Source organism: Streptomyces sp. CNZ301 (assembly GCF_004217425.1).
On the sequence record NZ_SHLG01000001.1, the window covers coordinates 1,703,354 to 1,721,019 of the forward strand.

Annotated in this window: 14 protein-coding genes, 2 pseudogenes and 1 riboswitch; of the genes and pseudogenes, 11 read left to right on the top strand and 5 right to left on the bottom strand. The window is 71.8% G+C overall.

The window, feature by feature from the left end; translation table 11 throughout:
• Positions 1-97: 97 nt before the first annotated feature.
• A complete protein-coding gene (locus tag EV375_RS07455; protein WP_130298750.1) occupies positions 98-535 on the bottom strand; it encodes a MarR family transcriptional regulator in 438 nt (145 codons plus the stop codon).
• Between the two features lie 357 nt (positions 536-892).
• On the opposite strand from EV375_RS07455, the gene pcaH reads away from it, so the two are divergent.
• From pcaH to EV375_RS07490, 7 genes are all read left to right on the top strand, one after another.
• Positions 893-1,660, top strand: coding sequence for a protocatechuate 3,4-dioxygenase subunit beta (gene pcaH, locus EV375_RS07460; RefSeq protein ID WP_130298751.1), 768 nt, complete (start codon positions 893-895; stop codon positions 1,658-1,660).
• Complete coding sequence (gene pcaG, locus EV375_RS07465; RefSeq protein WP_130298752.1) at positions 1,660-2,256, top strand: protocatechuate 3,4-dioxygenase subunit alpha; 597 nt, start codon at positions 1,660-1,662, stop codon at positions 2,254-2,256. Before pcaH ends, pcaG begins: the two co-directional genes overlap by 1 nt.
• Before the next feature lie 61 nt (positions 2,257-2,317).
• Positions 2,318-3,889 (top strand): lyase family protein, encoded by a 1,572-nt coding sequence (locus tag EV375_RS07470; RefSeq protein WP_486588707.1) that lies wholly within the window; start codon positions 2,318-2,320, stop codon positions 3,887-3,889.
• A gap of 93 nt (positions 3,890-3,982) precedes the next feature.
• On the top strand, positions 3,983-4,825 hold the full coding sequence (locus EV375_RS07475) for an alpha/beta hydrolase (RefSeq protein ID WP_486588345.1): 843 nt from the start codon (positions 3,983-3,985) through the stop codon (positions 4,823-4,825).
• 97 nt (positions 4,826-4,922) lie between these two features.
• A complete protein-coding gene (locus tag EV375_RS07480; RefSeq protein ID WP_130298754.1) occupies positions 4,923-5,840 on the top strand; it encodes an oxidoreductase in 918 nt (305 codons plus the stop codon).
• A gap of 422 nt (positions 5,841-6,262) precedes the next feature.
• Complete coding sequence (locus EV375_RS07485) at positions 6,263-7,090, top strand: response regulator (RefSeq protein WP_130298755.1); 828 nt, start codon at positions 6,263-6,265, stop codon at positions 7,088-7,090.
• A gap of 277 nt (positions 7,091-7,367) precedes the next feature.
• A riboswitch (cyclic di-AMP (ydaO/yuaA leader) is annotated at positions 7,368-7,548 on the top strand.
• 5 nt (positions 7,549-7,553) lie between these two features.
• A complete protein-coding gene (locus tag EV375_RS07490) occupies positions 7,554-8,606 on the top strand; it encodes a transglycosylase family protein (RefSeq protein ID WP_130298756.1) in 1,053 nt (350 codons plus the stop codon).
• A gap of 275 nt (positions 8,607-8,881) precedes the next feature.
• Here the strand turns inward: EV375_RS07490 and EV375_RS07495 are convergent, their stop codons facing one another.
• Together EV375_RS07495 and EV375_RS07500 are read right to left on the bottom strand one after the other, a co-directional pair.
• On the bottom strand, positions 8,882-10,507 hold the full coding sequence (locus EV375_RS07495; protein ID WP_130298757.1) for a thiamine pyrophosphate-dependent enzyme: 1,626 nt from the start codon (positions 10,505-10,507) through the stop codon (positions 8,882-8,884).
• Between the two features lie 139 nt (positions 10,508-10,646).
• Entirely contained in the window at positions 10,647-12,122 is a 1,476-nt protein-coding gene (locus tag EV375_RS07500) for an MFS transporter (protein WP_130298758.1), read from the bottom strand.
• A gap of 124 nt (positions 12,123-12,246) precedes the next feature.
• On the opposite strand from EV375_RS07500, the gene EV375_RS07505 reads away from it, so the two are divergent.
• The 3 genes and pseudogenes from EV375_RS07505 to EV375_RS29050 all read left to right on the top strand — a co-directional run bounded on the left by EV375_RS07505 (position 12,247) and on the right by EV375_RS29050 (position 13,684).
• On the top strand, positions 12,247-13,029 hold the full coding sequence (locus tag EV375_RS07505; RefSeq protein WP_130298759.1) for an IclR family transcriptional regulator: 783 nt from the start codon (positions 12,247-12,249) through the stop codon (positions 13,027-13,029).
• A gap of 54 nt (positions 13,030-13,083) precedes the next feature.
• A pseudogene (locus EV375_RS07510) lies at positions 13,084-13,347 on the top strand (MFS transporter); the annotation flags it as partial.
• Positions 13,348-13,489: 142 nt separating this feature from the next.
• The gene (locus EV375_RS29050; protein WP_165434648.1) at positions 13,490-13,684 is read left to right on the top strand and encodes a hypothetical protein; all 195 of its coding nucleotides are present in this window, start codon (positions 13,490-13,492) and stop codon (positions 13,682-13,684) included.
• Between the two features lie 225 nt (positions 13,685-13,909).
• Here EV375_RS29050 and ppdK read toward each other — a convergent pair whose 3' ends face one another.
• A complete protein-coding gene (gene ppdK, locus EV375_RS07515; RefSeq protein WP_486588346.1) occupies positions 13,910-16,615 on the bottom strand; it encodes a pyruvate, phosphate dikinase in 2,706 nt (901 codons plus the stop codon).
• 410 nt (positions 16,616-17,025) lie between these two features.
• Complete coding sequence (locus EV375_RS07520) at positions 17,026-17,241, bottom strand: hypothetical protein (RefSeq protein ID WP_486588347.1); 216 nt, start codon at positions 17,239-17,241, stop codon at positions 17,026-17,028.
• Between the two features lie 7 nt (positions 17,242-17,248).
• On the opposite strand from EV375_RS07520, the pseudogene EV375_RS07525 reads away from it, so the two are divergent.
• A pseudogene (locus tag EV375_RS07525) lies at positions 17,249-17,663 on the top strand (MGH1-like glycoside hydrolase domain-containing protein); the annotation flags it as partial.
• Between the last annotated feature and the right edge of the window lie 3 nt (positions 17,664-17,666).

Consider the following 17,666-nt stretch of genomic DNA (forward strand, 5'->3'; position numbering starts at 1 on the left):
GCCCGCCCGCCCCGGCCGTCCACTCCCTGCCGGGCCCGGTGACCAGCGCCGTGCCCGGCCGCCGGGCCGCGCTCAGCCGCGCCTCACCGGGGCGCGCTCAGCCGCGCAGCTCCTCCGCCGCCGCGGCCACCCGCGCGATGAGGCGCAGCAGGGTCTCCTGCTCCTCGCCGTCGAGGGGCGCCAGGAAGACGCGGTTCATCCTGGCCGTCCGCGTGACGAGTTTCCGGTGCAGCCGGCGGCCGTCCTGCGTCAGCTTGAGCACGTTGCGGCGTCCGTCCTCCGGATCGCGCACCCGCTCGACCAGCTCCCTCCCGGCGAGCCGTGCCACAAGGTCGGCGATGGTGGACCGGTCGAGATGGACGTGCGCACTGAGGGTGCGCTGGTCCATGCCCGGCTTCTCCTCCAGCGCGTTGAGCACGGCGAACTGCGGCGACGTCGTCTCCTCCGAGACCATCGCCCCCCACAGCAGGGAGTGGGCCTGCTGGAGCCGGCGCGCGAGATGTCCCGGATGCGTGCTCAGATCGACCGCCGCCATGCGCTCCCCGCTCTCCCTCTTCCTGCGCCTGTCACCTCCGCACACGATTCCGATCGTGTACTGACTGATTCTGGCCCCCTGCGACACAGGGTGTCGAGCCTTTCCCACTCCACCCTGCACATTCCTTGCCCCTTGACGGCCCCGAACGGGAGTGGCAGCGTCAGGAACACCTGGCAGAATTAATCAGCACACTGATTAATTCTCACCGGGCAGCCACAGTCGGCCAACCGCGGGGCGACAGCACCCGCACCACCCCTCCAGTCCCAGTCCAACCCCAGTCCCAGCCCCACAGCCCAGCCCCAGTCCTCGTCCGCATCCTCGTGTCCGTCCACGAGGAGCACCGACAGGAGCTCGTCCATGCCCCTCACCCAGCAAGACATCGACCGCGAGGTCGCCGAACTGCGCGACGCGTACGAGAAGTCACGCGCCGCCGGAGCCCCGGCCGCCCACCACCCCTCCCGCAACTACGCCCCGTACCGCAGCAGCATGCTCCGGTACCCGAAGCAGCCGCTCGTCCCCGTGCAGGCCGACCCGGAGACCGTCGAACTGCACGGTCCGGTCTTCGGGCACACCGATGTCACCGACACCGACAACGACCTGACGACACGGCACACCGGCGAGCCGCTCGGCGAGCGCATCACCGTCTCCGGCCGGCTGCTGGACAGCGCCGGGCGGCCCGTGCGCGGGCAGCTCGTCGAGCTGTGGCAGGCCAACGCGGCGGGACGCTACGCGCACCTGCGCGACCAGCACCCCGCGCCGCTGGACCCGAACTTCACCGGAGTCGGACGCACCCTGACCGGCGACGACGGCAGCTACACCTTCACCACCATCAAGCCCGGCGCCTACCCCTGGCGGAACCACGAGAACGCCTGGCGCCCCGCCCACATCCACTTCTCGCTCTTCGGCACCGCGTTCACCCAGCGCCTGGTGACGCAGATGTACTTCCCGGGCGACCCGCTCTTCGTCCACGATCCGATCCTTCAGTCCGTCACCGACGAGCGGGCCCGGCAGGCGCTGGTGGCCCAGTACGACCACGAGCTGTCCCGCTCCGAATGGTCACTGGGCTACCGCTGGGACATCGTCCTCGACGGACCGTCCGCCACCTGGATCGAGGAGGGCCGCTGATGACCGACACGAACTTCCCCCTGCAGCCGACCCCGTCCCACACCGTGGGCCCCTTCTACGGCTACGCCCTGCCCTTCCCGGGCGGCGGCGACGTGGCCCCCGCGGGCCGCGAGGGCACCGTCACCGTGCACGGATACGTCTACGACGGTTCGGGCGCACCCGTGCCGGACGCGCTCATCGAGCTGTGGCAGGCCGACACCGACGGAGACCTCGCCGGGGCGCCCGGCTCGATGCGGCGCGACCCCGTCGACGGGGGTCATCTCGGCCGCAACGGCGTGGACTTCACCGGTTTCGCACGCGTGCCGACCGACGCGGACGGGCACTGGACCGCGCACACCCTCCACCCCGGCGCTCGCACGGGCCACGCCCCGTACATCAGTGTGTGTGTCTTCGCGCGCGGGCTGCTGCACCACCTCTTCACCCGCGTGTACTTTCCGGGGGACACTCAGGCGCACGCCGCCGATCCGCTTCTCGCCTCGCTCGATGCAGAACGGCGCGAGACCCTGGTGGCAACGGCTGAACGTGCCACAGGCTCGTACCGCTTCGACATCCGGCTTCAGGGCGAGAAGGAGACCGTTTTCCTTGACTTCCAATGAACGAGGCTCCGGTCCGGGGCGGGGTGACAGCCGCGGCCGCGGACCGGAGGACGTCGGACTCCTGACACCGGCGAGGGCCGGTTCGGGCGCGGAGTCCGGCACGGGCGACGCCGCGGTGCTCCAGGCACTCCTGGACGCCGAGGCCGCGCTCACGCGGGCGCAGGCCGGTCTGGGGCTGGCTCCCGCGTCCGTCGCCTCGGCGGTGACCGGGGCCGCACGCGCGGAACGCTTCGACGCACGCGGACTGGCACTGCGTGCCCGCTCCGGCGGCAATCCCGTGATCCCGCTGGTCGCGGACCTGACCGACGCCGTCGGACGTGAGGCCGCGCCGTACGTGCACCGGGGCGCCACCAGCCAGGACATCCTCGACACCGCCCTGATGCTGGTCGCCGCCCGCACGCTGGACGCGGTCCTGCCCGACCTGGACCGCACCGCGCGCGAGCTCGCCGTGATGGCCGCCGAGCACCGCGACACCCCCATGCCGGGGCGGACGCTGACCCAGCACGCGGTGCCCACGACCTTCGGCCTCAAGGTCGCCGGCTGGCGCAGCCTCGTACTGGACGCCCACGACCGGCTCGCGGCGGCACGGGCCGCCCTCCCCGTCCAACTCGGCGGCGCGGCGGGCACGCTGGCGGCCTTCGCCGCCTACGCCGAAGCGGACGCGCACACCGGAACGGACGGCGACGGCACGGCCCCGAGGAGCGGCCCGGGCAGCCACGGACCGGAGTCTGAGTCCCCGCAGGGTGCCGCCCACGGCGTTCCCGCCACCGACCTCGGGATCAGGCTGCTGGCCGCGTACGCGCGTGAACTGCCGCTCGCCGAGCCGGCGCTGCCCTGGCACACGCTGCGCACGCCCGTCGCCGACCTGGGGTCGGCCTGCGCCTTCGCGTGCGGCGCGCTGGGCAAGTTCGCCGCGGACGTGCTGGTGCTCTCGCGCAGCGAGATCAGCGAGGTGAGCGAGGGCGACGGCGGCAGCTCGTCCGCGATGCCGCACAAGACCAACCCCGTGCGTGCCACGCTCATCGCCGCGACCGCCCGTCAGGCGCCCGCCCTCGCCGCCACGCTGCTGGGCTCGCTCGCCGCGGAGGACGAGCGTCCCGGCGGCGCCTGGCACGCCGAGTGGCAGCCGGTGCGCGAACTGCTGCGGCTGACCGGCGGCGCCGCCCACGAGGCGGCCGAACTGGCCGCAGCGCTCCAGGTGTTCCCGTACCGCATGCACGAACACCTCGCCCTCACCGAGGGCCTGATCGTCAGCGAGCGCTTCACCGCCGCCCTCGGTCCTCTCCTCGGCCGCGCCCGTGCGCGCAAGCTCCTCGACGCCGCCTCCAGGATGGCCGTGGACGAGGGCATCACGCTGGACGAGGCCCTCGAGGAGGAGGAGCCGGCTCTGCGCGAGATGCTCTCCAGGGACCGGCTGAGGGACCTGACGGACCCGACGCACTACACGGGTTCCGCGCCCGCCCTCACCGACCGCGCGCTGCGGCGCCGGGCGGCGCCCGTCCGCGCGTCCGAGCCGGGGTACGAACCGTCGCAACCGCCCGGCACCGCTCAGGGCGCGGAGAATCACGGAAGCCGGGGCCGGGAAGGGTCCGACGAAGCAGACGAGGCAGCAGCCCCAGAACGAGAGCGGTGAGAGACCATCGGCATCGGAATCCCATCCCCCGCTTCGCCCGGCGACAGCGGACGCGGCTCGCCCCGCAGCTCAAGCAGCCCCGGAGACATCACCGTGTCCGCTCCCGTACATCCCGCCACCGCACCGCTCCCCTACCACCGGGTCGACGGGCCGGCCGACGGCAGACCGATGATTCTCGGCCCCTCCCTGGGCACCTCGCTGGCCCTGTGGGAGCCGCAGCTTCCCGCGCTGATCCGCACCCACCAGGTGCTGCGCTGGGACCTTCCGGGGCACGGGGCCTCCCCCGCCGAGCCGATGGCGGGCTCCTCCAGCGAACTGATCCCCACCGACGGCACCGCCACGGTGGGGCACCTCGCCGAACTGGTGCTCCGCGCCGCCGACGCCCGGGGCTGGGAGCGCTTCGCATACGCCGGTGTGTCGCTGGGCGGCGCCGTCGGCCTCCACCTCGCGGTGCACCACCCCGAGCGGCTCACGACGCTCTCCGTGATCTGCTCCTCGGCCCGCTTCGGGGAGCCCTCCGTGTGGCGTGAGCGTGCGGCGGCCGTGCGCGCGAACGGCACCGAGTCCATGATCGCCTCCCGGCCCGGCGTGTGGTTCTCCCCCGAGTACGGGAGCACACCGCACGGGGCGGCGATGCTCGAGGACCTGCGCTGCACGGACGCCGCCGGGTACGCGGCCTGCTGCGACGCCCTCGCCTCGTTCGACCTGCGCGACCGGCTCGCCGAGGTGACGGTCCCGACCCTGGCCGTCGCCGGACGCCTCGACCCGGCCACGCCGCCCGCGCACGCCCGCGAGATCACCGACGGCATCCCGGGCGCCGCCCTGGTGGAGGTGGCGGGGGCCGCGCATCTGGCCAACGCCGAGTGCCCCGACCCGGTCACCTCGGCCCTGGTCGTACACCACGAAGGGGTGCCCGGCCAGGCGGACCGGCGGTGATCCCGGTCCGCCGCCGGCACGGCAGCGGACCGCCGGCCGCTGCCTCCGCTCCCCGGCTCCCTCGCGCGCTCGGTCCGCCCGCCATACTCTGAGTCGCATGAGCTGGACAGCGCGCAGCATCCCCGACCAGAGCGGGCGTACCGCGGTGGTGACGGGCGCCAACAGCGGCATCGGCTACGTGACTGTGCGCGAACTGGCGCGGCGCGGCGCCCGCGTGGTGCTGGCGTGCCGCAGCGAGCAGCGCGGCGCCGCGGCACTGGACCGGCTGCTCTCCCAAGTGCCGGAGGCGCGTGCGGAGTTGCGGCTGCTGGACCTGGCGGACCTGGCGTCCGTACGGGAGTTCGCGAACGCGCTGCCGTACAGACGGCTCGATCTGCTGGTCAACAACGGGGGGTTGATGGCGGTTCCCTACGGGCGGACCACCGACGGCTTCGAGACGCATCTCGGCGTGAACCACCTCGGCCACTTCGCTCTCACGGGGCTGCTGCTGGACAGGCTCGCCGCCACGCCCGGCGCGCGCGTGGTGACGGTCGCGAGCATGGCCCACTTCCTGTCCAACATCGACATGAACGACCTCGACTGCGAGCGCCGCTACCGTCCCCTGCTCGCCTACGGCGCCTCGAAGACGGCCAATCTCCTCTTCGTGCGGGAGCTGGCCCACCGCGCCGACCGTGAGGGTCTCGACCTGACCGTCACGTCCGCACACCCCGGCTATGCACGGACCGAACTCCAGGCCAAGGGCCCGCGGCTGGCGGGCCGGGCGGGGCTGGAGCGCCTCACGCGGCTGTTCACCGACGTGGTCGGCGCCTCCGCCGACCAGGGTGCGGCGCCGGTCCTGTACGCGGCGACGGCCCCGTACGTGCACGGAGACTCCTTCTACGGTCCGCGAATCCTCGGGGTCCGCGGCGGTCCCGGCCCGGCCCGGCGGGCCCCGTGGGCACGCAACGACATCGCGGCGGCGCAGCTCTGGGCGGTCTCGGAACGGCTGACGGGAGTCACGTACGGGATGAAGTGACCGGCGGGCCCGGGCGCGGGCGGCAAGGCTGGGGCGAGCGGGAAGGCCGGGGCGGGGCAGGGGCCTGAACGCGGGGCCTGACCGGCCCTTCGGCGGCCCGGCCGCCTGGCCGACCTGCCGCCCGGCTGCCCGGGCCGGCCTGCCGCCCGGTTGCCCGGCGGCCCGGCCGCCCTGCGTGCGGGTGCCGATGCCGTGCGGCCACCGTGCTGCCCATGTGCGGCCCCTGTGCGGCTCGGACGCGCGGCTTGGTGCGGGGCCCCCGCGTCGGGCATGGTTTCCTGCGTCCGTGCGGTCCTCCCGGGCCGCCGACCGCGCACCGGTGAGGCGCAGCCGTCGACCCGTTGCACCCTGTACACCCCTTGCACCCTGTACGCCCGATTCGCACCTGAGCCGCACATTCGGCGCGGCGGGAGGAGGCAGCCGTGATCCGTGTTCTCGTCGTCGACGACGACTTCATGGTCGCCCGGCTGCACAGCACCCTCGTCGGGCAGGTGCCCGGTTTCAAGGTGGTGGGAGCCGTGCACAGCGGAACGGACGCCCTTGCGGCCGTGCGCGAGCTGCGCCCGGACCTCGTACTGCTCGACATGTACCTTCCCGACCTGCCCGGCCTGGAGGTCCTGCGCGAGCTGCGCGGCACCGGCACCCCCGAGGAAGGCCCGGACGTGCTGGTGGTGACCGCCGCCCGCGACGCGGAGACGGTACGCGGCGCACAGCGCGGCGGCGCGGTGCAGTACGTCATCAAGCCCTTCGAGGGGCAGCTGCTGAAGGAGCGGCTGCTCCGGTTCGCGGAGCGCCGCGAGGCGCTCGCGGCGCTCCAGGCCCCGGAACAGCGGGACGTCGACCGGCTGTTCGGCGACACGGCAGCCCCGGGCGGCGAGGCGGCGGAACCCGGCCGTCCGGGCTCCTCCGGCGGCGGGGACACCGGCGACGGCGGTGCGCTCCGCCCGCACGAGGCGGCGGGCGGCTCCGACGGGCGGCGCGTGCGGCTGCCCAAGGGGCTCACGGAACAGACGGCCGGACTGGTGCGCGCCACGCTCGACGCCGAGACCGGCTCCGCGGGCCTTTCCGCGTCCGAGTGCGCCGGACGCACCGGTCTGTCCCGTGTGAGCGCCCGCCGGTACCTGGAGCACTTCGTCTCCGTCGGAACCGCCCGCGTCACCCTGCGGTACGGCACCACGGGGCGCCCGGAGCGCCGGTATCACCGAGTGGATCCGGCCGGCTCCGCAGCGCCCGCACAGACCGGGCCGTAAAAGCGGGGAGAACGCGTGATTCGCACCACAGAAGCAACGTGACGGGTTTCACATCGCCGATGTCGCGCGCATCCCGGGCCGTTCAATTCCCTTGCCCCGCAAGGCGAATGGAACGGCACTCCTCAACCCGTACATGCCAATTCCCACGATCTTCACCTCCGGTGGATTCTGCGCCTTTCTTGTGGTGGCGAATTCCTTCTGTTTAACGTGCAATCCCACCGCGTCTCCCGTGCGGTGGTCCGCCACCGGAACGCCGAATCCTGCCACCGGCCGGCGGAAATCACGCAATCCCAGTCCGGCAGGAGCGGGGGACCCAGGTAAGTGCCGCGCGTTCCGCACCCACGAGGAAACGCGCGGCTAGGGGTGAAGCCGCACGCGAATGCCCCCTCGCATTCGCTGCGGCCGGGCGGCTCCAGCCCGAATCCGACAGCTCACCCCGCAGGCGCAGGAGAGGAACTGCCCTATGTCCGGACGCGGTCGACACCGTCGTCAGTCCAATCGCCCCATCTCGCGCAAAGTTTCGCGCACTTCGCTCGCCATTACCGCGGGCGGTGCGGGCCTCGCCCTTCCGTTCGTCGGTTCCGGCACCGCGAACGCAGCCTCCGTCGACACCTGGGACAAGGTCGCCCAGTGCGAGGCCTCGGGCAACTGGTCCATGAATTCCGGCAACGGCTACTACGGCGGGCTTCAGTTCACCCCGAGCACCTGGTCCGCCAACGGCGGCACGGAATACGCTCCGCGCGCCGACCAGGCCACCAAGCAGGAGCAGATCCGCGTGGCCGAGAAGGTCCTCGACAGCCAGGGCCCGGGGGCCTGGCCGTCCTGCGGTCCCAAGGCCGGTCTCAGCCGGGACAGCGCCGCTCCGGACCTGTCCGGCGACTCCGCCGAGAAGTCCGGCCAGGCCAAGAAGGCCGCGAAGGCCGACAAGGCGAAGAAGGACAGCCCGAAGAGCGGCGAGAAGTACACCGTCGTGCCCGGCGACACCCTCAGCGGCATCGCCCGCGACCACGACACCAAGGGCGGCTGGCAGAAGCTGTACCAGGTCAACCGGAAGACCGTCGGCTCCGACCCCGACCTGATCCACCCGGGGCAGAAGCTCAGCCTCTCCGGCAAGGCACAGGCCTCGGGATCGCAGCCGCAGGGCGGCGCCAAGGCACCGCAGGCCGGCGGCGTGCACTCGTCCGGCTCGAAGTACGGGAACAACCTCGACGGCTGGATTCGCGAGGCCCTGGACATCATGAAGTCCAAGAACATTCCCGGTACTTACGACGGAATCAAGCGCAACATCATCCGGGAGTCCGGCGGCAATCCGAATGCCGTCAACAACTGGGACATCAATGCCCAGAACGGCACCCCCTCAAAGGGTCTGCTGCAGACCATCAAGCCCACCTTCGACTCGTACCACGTCGAGGGCACCTCCTGGAGCATGACCGACCCCGTCGCGAACATCGTGGCCGCCTGCAATTACGCGGCAGCCAGGTACGGTTCGATCGACAACGTCAACGGCCCGTACTGACGGCACCGATGGGACAGTCCGGCGAACCGCCCGGACCGGCCCGGAGACCGGCCGTAACAACTCGATACAGGCGCGGTGTGTTTCGGCAAGTGCTTCGGCATTCCCGCGATTCCCTGAATCGTCCACGGATCAGCGATTCAGCGAATCGGAAGGGCACCGCGTTGCGACGCCGACGGCGGCCCGTTCCCCGGAAGGAATCCGGGTGAGCGGGCCGCCGTCGGCTTTTGCGTACCGCCGGCCGCTCACGACCGCCGGCGGATTCCGCCACGGCCGTTTCACGGCTGGAAGGTCTCCTCGGCCCGCACCGCCACTTCGAGAACGAGCGGGCGAGTGCTGTCGGGGAGTTCGGGGAGCAGCGCGTCCAATTCATCGAGCAGTGCGGCGTGTCCGGTGACGCGGCGCGCCGGACAGCCCAGGGCCCTCGCCATGCCGGAGACGCTGACTTCCTCGAAATCGGGCCAGGGCGCGGTGGATTCGTGTTTGTCCGCGAGCCGGTCCATGATCGCGTAGCGTCCGTTGGCGAGAACGACGAAGACGACGCCCACCCTGTAGCGCACGGCGGTCCACAGCGCCTGGATCTGGTAGAGCGACGACCCGTCGCCGACGACCGCCACGACCGGACGCCGTGGCGCACCCATCCGCACCCCGATCGCGGCCGGAAGCGCGAAGCCGAGCGCGCCCATGGCGGCGCTCAGGAACCCCAGCGGCCGCCGCGCCGGCACGAGCGCGTGCAGGTCGGGACGGCTGGAGGGCGTCTCCTCCACCAGCACGGTGTCCGCCGGCAACCGCCGCGCGAGCTCCGCCAGTACGTGCGCGGCGCGCAGCGGCTCCCCCTCGGCGGGAGGCGGGGGCGCTACGGGCCGCTTGGCACCCACGGGTTCCCCGTCCTCCTGCGGCCGTACAGCACGGCCGCCGTCCTTGCCCGCGGCCTGGGCCAGCGCCGTGCAGAACGCGGGAAGGGCGGCCACCACGGCGAGCTCGGCCGGGGCCCGCTGCGCCTCGGCCGGGTCGTCGGTGACGACGGCGAGGCGGGTGCCGGGCCGCACCAACGGGCCTTCCTCGTACGGATACTGGCGGAAGACGGGCGCCCCCACGCTCAGCACCGTGTCGTACGGGCCGAGCACGTCCCGCAGCCGCGTACGGTCGGCCGGCAGATGCCCCGCGAAGAGGGGATGGTCCTGCGGGAACCCGGCGCGGGCACCGAACGACTCCTGCCACACAGGACAGCCGAGCCGCTCCGCGAGGAGTGTCAGCGCCTCCCACGTCACCGGGTGGTCCGCTCCGGCGCCGACGACCAGCGCGGGTCCGTCCGCCTCGTCCAGCAGCGCCGCGACCTCCCGCACGGCGCCGGTGTCGGCGGCCGCCGCGAGGCGCAGCTCCGCGGGTGCGGGAAGCGGCAACTCCTCGGCCGGCCGGGCCCAGTCGTCCATCGGGACGACAACCAAAGCCGGGCCGCGCAGCGTTCGCGCGGCGTGCGCGGCACGGGCTATCGCACCCGGCACGTCCTGCGCGCGCGGCGGCGTCTCGGTCCGTACGGGATAGTCGCCTGCGAGCTGCTCCAAGTGCCCCGCGAGAAAGGGCTCCTGGACGAGGTGACGGCGGTCCTGCTGCCCGACGATCACGACGAGCGGTGCGCGGTTGACCCGCGCCGTCGACAGTGCGCCCACCGCGTTCCCCAGGCCGGCGGTGGTGTGCAGCAGCGCGAGCGCGGGCGCGTCACGCGCGATGGCGTAGCCGGTGGCCGCTCCGACGACGGAGCCTTCGTGCAGGGCGAGCACGAAGCGGATGTCGTCGGGGAGACCGGCGAGGAATGGCACCTCCGTCGACCCGGGATTGGCGAACACGGTGGTCAGATCGTGCCGGCGCATGACGTCGAGCGCCGCCTCACGGACGGTGGGCATGGAAGTGGGGCTCCTGTTGCGTGTGTTGAGGGGGGGCCGGCCGGTGCCGGCCCCCCTCGGTGGGGGGGAGGGACGGTGCAGATGGCCCGCCGGGGCGAGGGCTCCCGGGACACCCCTATGGCCTGTCCGGCGGACAGCCCTAGGCGTTGGCGGCGGCGGCCGGCGAGCGGTGGCGTACCTGCATCAGCACGAAGAATCCGGCGACGATCAGCCCCGAGTCGAGCCACACGGCGGCCTCCCAGCCTCCCGTGCTGTCCCGCAGCACGCCGCTGATCGCGGGGGAGAGCACGGCGCCGGTCTCACCGATGAGGTTCTGCATCCCGAACGCCGAGCCCCGCAGCCGTTCCGGCGCGATCTCCGCGGTCAGCGCGTGCCCCACCGGCTGCAGCGCGTTGAAGAAGAGGCTCGCCGAGAACAGCAGCAGACCCATGACCCACAGGGACGGCTTCGCGGCGGCGCTGAGGTACCAGGCGAACGCGATCGTGAGAACGGCCTGCACTCCGGTGAAGCTCAGCATCATCTGCTTGCGGCCCCAGCCGCGCCGCAGCCCGTGGTCCGAGATCCAGCCGCCGGCCGGGAAACCCAGGATGCCCGCGCCCGCGTTGAACGCCGCGGTGAGAGCGGCGTTCATGAACGAGGAGTCCGCCGCTCCGGCCACGATGGAAACGGACCAGAAGCTGAAGAACCACAGGTTCCACAGGATCGCGATGTAGACGAGGTGGACCAGGAACAGATCGCGGTTCTTGATCACAGGACCGATCTCCGCGCCCTTGCGTGCCAGAGCGAAGATCACCAGACCGATGGCGAGGACGACTTCGAGCACGGCGATCCACAGCTCGGACAGTCCGGCGCCGGTGCCCAGCCAGTACACGGCCATGATCAGGGCGAGCGAGACGGCCGAGTAGGCGCTCAGGTGCAGCGTCGCCCGGCTCAGCCCGGAGAGGGTGAGATGGGCGCGGAACCAGAAGGCGACGACGACGCCCACCACGATGGTCGCGGCGCCCAGCACCCAGAAGACCATCCGCCAGGCCTCGACGTGTGCGAGGAAGAGCTTGCCGAATTCGATGAGTTCGGGGGTGAAGACGATCGCGACCGTGATGCCGAGGGACAGACCGGTGATGACCACGCCCATGCCGAAGCTGCGCTGGCGCTCGGGAGTCGTCGCGGTGATGAGGCTCCGGTCGTTGGAGTAGAAGGCCCCCTCGCCGAGTCCGGTGACGACGCGTACGACGATGAACGAGACGAGGCCGCCGATGAACCCCGTCAGTACGGTCGCCACACCGGCCCACAGCAGGCTGACGACGATGAGGGTGCGGTGCCCGTACCGGTCGCCGAGGTAGCCGCCGGGGAACTGGGTCAGCATGTAGCCGGCGAAGAAGAGCCCGCCGATGAGGCCGCCGAGCGCGTGCGGATGCGGAGAGTCCGCCAGGAAACCGACGTTGTTGTCGATCATCCACGTGACGACGGGACCGGTGACGGCTCTGTCGGCGGCGCTGACCGTCCATCCGAGGAGCAGCAGCACCCACAAGGTGTGCCAGGAGCGCCAGCCGCGGCCCTCCCCTGCGGTGTCGGTGCGTGGCTCGACTGAGGATGGGTCTCCCGGTACAGCCTTCATGGGGTCTCCGTAGCGGTTGTTGCAGTGCCGGACGCCGGGGCGGCACCCGAAGGCGCGCCCGGGCCGCCGGTCAAACTAAGGTCACGGAGTGGTGGGCGGAACAGGTTGCAGTAGCTTTTCTGCTATGCCGAAAAAACAGGGCGGGAACCCGGACCGGCAGGCCGACGCGTACGCCGCCAGCTCGGTCGACAACGCCTTGCGCACCTTGGTCTATCTGCGCGGACACCACAGCGTCCGCGTCACCGACATCAGCGACCACCTGGGCGTGGCCCGCTCCACCGCGCACCGGCTGCTGACGACTCTGCGCGGCCACGGATTCGTCGAGCAGGAGCCCGGCGGCCGCCGCTACCGCCTCGGGCCCGTACTGCTGGGGCTGACCCGCGGACCGGTCGACGAGCCGACGCTGGTGCAGGTCGCCCACTGCCATCTCGCGCGGCTGCGCGACGAGGTGGGCGAGACGACCAACCTCCTCGTCCTCGACGGCCCCGACTCGCGCTTCGCCGACGGCGTGGAGGGCCGGCACCCCCTGCGCGTGGGCCCGCGCACGGGCGACCGGGTGCCCGCCTACGGCACCGCCGGAGGCAAGGCCCTGCTCTCCGAGCTCTCCCCCGAGGCCGCGCGCACCCGCTACCGGCGCGGTCTGACGCCGCTGACGGCCTCCACGCTTCCCGACGTCGACGCCCTCATCGCCGAACTCGCCGTCACTCGCGCACGCGGCTACGCCCTCAACCTCGACGAGAGCGTCGTGGGCGTGCACGGGGTGGGCGTCCCCGTGCGCGACCGCTTCGGCACCTGCGTGGCAGCCCTGACGGTCGCCGCCCCCAGCATCCGCCTCGACCTCGCCCGCGCCGCAGAACTCGCCCCGCTGCTGCGGGAGACGGCCGAACGGATCGGCTCGGAGCTGTAGCGGGAGGCGAGTTCGGCGTGGACGCCGGGCGGGCCGCCGAAAGAGGCTTCTGCCATGGCGTACTCGAAGGCCCGCCGGCGGGCCGTACTGGCGACCCTGTGCACGGGCCTGTTCATGGCGATGCTCGACAACCTCGTGGTGACCACGGCCCTGCCCCGTATCGGAGCGGACCTCGGCACCGGAACGGCCGGTCTGCAGTGGGTTGTCGTGGCCTACAGCGTCGTCTTCGCCGCGCTGCTGCTGACCGGCGGAACCCTCGGCGACCGCTGGGGCCGTCGCCGCGTCTACCTCGCCGGCCTCGCGCTGTTCACCGCCGGCTCGGCCGTCTGCGCGCGCGGTCCTCTCGGCGCGGTTCGCCGCCGCCCTCCGCGAAGAACTCCCCGCCTCCGAGCCGGATCCGGACGCTCTGGCCCACTCCGTCACGGCGGGGGGCGGCAACGGGCTCGGCAGCACGTCGGGGGTGCCGGCCGCCGTCGTACGCGGCATCGACGACGCCTTCGTCTCGGGCCTCCATCTGGCGCTGTGGACCGGGGCGTTCGCCCTGCTGCTCGCCGCGACGGCGGTGCTGGTGCGCATGCGGCAGCCGCGCCGGGACGACGCCGAAGTCAGCGCCGCGGAGGAAGAGCCGGCGGCGGCGCAGCCCGCGAAGCCCTGACGGGGATGTCGCCGTCGCTGCCACCCGGCACGGGCCATGAAGAAGGGGGCGGCACCTCCGCACAGGTGCCGCCCCCTCGGTTCCCGGGCCGCCCCGCCGCCGGTGAGGGTGCGCGGGCACGGAGCCGTCCGGGAAGACCGGCCCGCCCCGCTCACGCAATCCGGACCGGATCGAACCGGAGCCGGCACGTACCGGGCGTCACCGGGGCGCGGGCCGTAGCCGCGATCACTCGGCCGCGGCCGCCCGGCCCGCCTCCAGACGTGCGACGGGAATGCGGAACGGCGAGCAGGAGACGTAGTCCAGCCCCGCCTCGTGGAAGAAGTGCACCGAGTCGGGGTCGCCGCCGTGCTCGCCGCACACACCGAGCTTGAGGTCCGGACGCGTGGCGCGGCCCGCCTCGACCGCGAGGCGTACGAGCGCGCCCACGCCCTCCCTGTCGATCGTCTCGAACGGGGAGACGCCGAAGATCCCCTTCTCCAGGTACGCGGTGAAGAAGCTCGCTTCCACGTCGTCACGGCTGAACGCCCACACGGTCTGGGTGAGGTCGTTGGTGCCGAAGGAGAAGAAGTCCGCGCGCTCCGCGATCTGGCCGGCCGTCAGCGCGGCGCGCGGCAGTTCGATCATCGTGCCGAGGGTGAGGTTCAGCTCCACGTCGTGCCGCTCCTCGACCTCCGCGATGACGGCCTCCGCCTCCTCGCGGACGATCTCCAGCTCCTGCACGGTGCCCACGAGCGGAATCATGATCTCCGCACGCGGGTCGCCGCCCGCGGCCTTGCGCTCGGACGCGGCCTCCGCGATCGCCCGCACCTGCATCGTGAACAGCCCCGGCACGACCAGGCCCAGCCGCACACCGCGCAGCCCCAGCATCGGGTTCTGCTCGTGCAGCCGGTGCACGGCCTGAAGCAGCCGCAGATCGTTCTCGTTGGCGTCCTTGCGGGACTCGGCGAGCGCCACACGCACCGACAGTTCCGTGATGTCCGGCAGGAACTCGTGCAGCGGCGGGTCGAGCAGCCTCACCGTCACGGGAAGTCCGTCCATGGCCTCCATCAGCTCGACGAAGTCGCCCTGCTGGAGCGGCAGCAGACCTTCCAGCGCTTCCTCCCGCTCCTCGTCGGACTCCGCGAGGATGAGGCGCTCCACGAGTCCGCGCCGCTCGCCGAGGAACATGTGCTCGGTGCGGCACAGGCCGATGCCCTGGGCTCCGAAGCGCCGTGCGCGTGCGCCGTCCTCGGCGTTGTCGGCGTTGGCGCGTACGCGCAGGCGGCGCACCCGGTCCGCGTACGCCATGATCCGGTGGACGGCCTTGACCAGTTCGTCCGCGTCGTCGGCGCCCGCGTGCATGCGGCCCTCGAAGTACTCGACGACCGGCGAGGGTACGACCGGCACCTCACCGGCGTAGACCTTGCCGGTGGAGCCGTCGATCGAGACGACGTCGCCCTCCTCGACGATCATCCCGCCGGGGGTCTTCATGCGGCGCCGCTTGGTGTCGACCTCCAGCTCCTCTGCGCCGCACACACAGGTCTTGCCCATGCCGCGGGCGACGACCGCCGCGTGCGAGGTCTTGCCGCCGCGGGAGGTGAGGATGCCTTCGGCGGCGAGCATGCCGTCCAGGTCGTCGGGGTTGGTCTCGCGGCGGATGAGGATGACCTTCTCACCGGACCGGGACCACTTGATCGCCGTGTAGGAGTCGAAGACCGCCTTGCCGACGGCCGCGCCCGGGGAGGCGGCGATGCCCCAGCCGATCTCGTCGGCGTCCCGGACCCCGCCGTCGCTGTCGAAGCGGGGGAACATCAGCTGCGCGAGCTGGTTGCCGTTGACCCGCTGGAGCGCCTCGGCCTCGTCGATGAGGCCCTGGTCGAGGAGCTGGGTGGCGATGCGGAAGGCCGCGGCCGCCGTGCGCTTGCCGACGCGGGTCTGAAGCATCCACAACTTGCCGCGCTCGATGGTGAATTCGATGTCGCACAGATCCCTGTAGTGCGTCTCCAGGGTCTCCATGATCTGCATCAGCTGGTCGTATGAGGGCTTGTCCAGCTGTTCCAGCTCGGCGAGCTGCACCGTGTTGCGGATGCCGGCGACGACGTCCTCGCCCTGGGCGTTCTGCAGGTAGTCGCCGTAGACGCCCTGCTGGCCGGTCGCGGGGTCGCGGGTGAAGGCGACGCCGGTGCCGGAGTCCGGGCCGAGGTTGCCGAAGACCATCGAGCAGACGTTCACGGCCGTGCCCAGGTCCTGAGGGATGCGCTCCTGACGGCGGTAGAGCTTGGCACGCTGGCCGTTCCACGAGTCGAAGACCGCCGTGACGGCGAGGTCCATCTGCTCGCGCGGGTCCTGCGGGAAGTCCCGCCCGGTCTCCTTCAGCACCAGGTGCTTGAACTTCTCGGCCAGGGTCTGCATGTCCGCCGTGTCCAGGTCGATGTCGCTGGTCACGCCCTTGAGGCTCTTGGCCTGCTCGACGGCCTCGGAGAAGACCTCGCCGTCCATGCCGAGGACGGTGTCGCCGAACATCTGGATGAGGCGGCGGTAGGAGTCCCAGGCGAAGCGTTCGTCGCCGGACTGCGCGGCGAGCCCCTGGACGGACTCGTCGGAGAGCCCGATGTTGAGGACGGTGTCCATCATCCCGGGCATGGAGAACTTCGCCCCCGACCGTACGGAGACCAGCAGCGGGTCGTCGGCCTGGCCGAGCCGCTTGCCCATCTTCCGCTCCAGCGCCTCGAGATGGGCGGTGACTTCGTCCCGGAGCTCGCCGGGCTCCTCACCGCTGTCGAGGTAGACCTTGCACGCCTCGGTGGTGATCGTGAACCCGGGCGGCACGGGAAGGCCGAGGTTGGTCATCTCCGCGAGATTGGCCCCCTTGCCACCGAGGAGGTCCTTGAGATCCTTGTTGCCCTCCGTGAAGTCGTAGACGAACTTCTGCGCTGCATCCTGATCCGGCACGGAACTCGACCCCTCGTGGACGGCTGGCCCTGATGGCGGGGAGCGTACCCAGATCGAAGGCACGGGCGTACGTTCAGCGGTACGCCAAAGGGCCGTAACCACCCGGACGGAGAGGATCGAAGGCGACGGCCGCCTCATACGGCCGTAAAGAGGGACTCCACAAGTCGAATTCACGACTCCGGTACGCGACGCCGTCTCAGCTTTCCCGTCACTCTGCGTCAGGAGAATCTTCGGGGAATGAATCTAGGCCGGGTAAAGTCGCGGTCCGCTCCTTGGAGGCCTGGACTGCGCAGTTGAGCGCTCATGTGAGCGCACCCCTGATCAAGGTGGCGAGAATCACGCCTGAGAGGGACTGCCGCATCTCACGATGCGGACGTGCCGATCGGGGTCGCGCTCGCTCCCGGCCTCGCTCAGGCGGCCGACAGCCGCGCCTCCTCCAGCAGCTCCTGGAGACGAAGCCCGCGCCGCGCGTCGAGGTCTCCGGAACGCCCGTCGCGTACGGCCTCGGCGAACTCGCGCCGCAGCACCGCCCAGCACTCGTCCATGTCCAACTCCGGGGTGTCGTAGACCAGTTCCTCCTCCTCGCAGTACAGCTCCACGCGGGTGCGCGCCCGTGGAAGCCGCACCGCGCCCACCGTCACCGGTGAGCACTTCGGGCTCGGCACGCGGGTGCGGCTGCTTTCGAGTTACGACCTGTGCGGGCCCGCCTTCGATCCGTACCTACTGGCGCGGACCGGCCTGGTTCAACGTCAACTGGCTGCTGGAACGGGGGCTGCGCGACTGCGGTGAGACGGAACTCGCCGACACGCTGCGTGCCGACGTGCTGGGTGCCGCCGCGGAGTCCCGCTTCGCCGAGTACCTCGACCCGTACACGGGCGCGGGCCGTGGAGCCCGCGACTTCGGCTGGACGGCGGCTCTCGCCCTCGACCTGCTGAAGGCACCGGATTCAGGCCAGGTGTCCGAACCGGGGGTTCAACCCGGCCGATTCACGTCAATGAGCCGGGCAGAGTCCGCAGCCGAGTCATCCGAGTCCGAGGAAGGACCCTGAGTC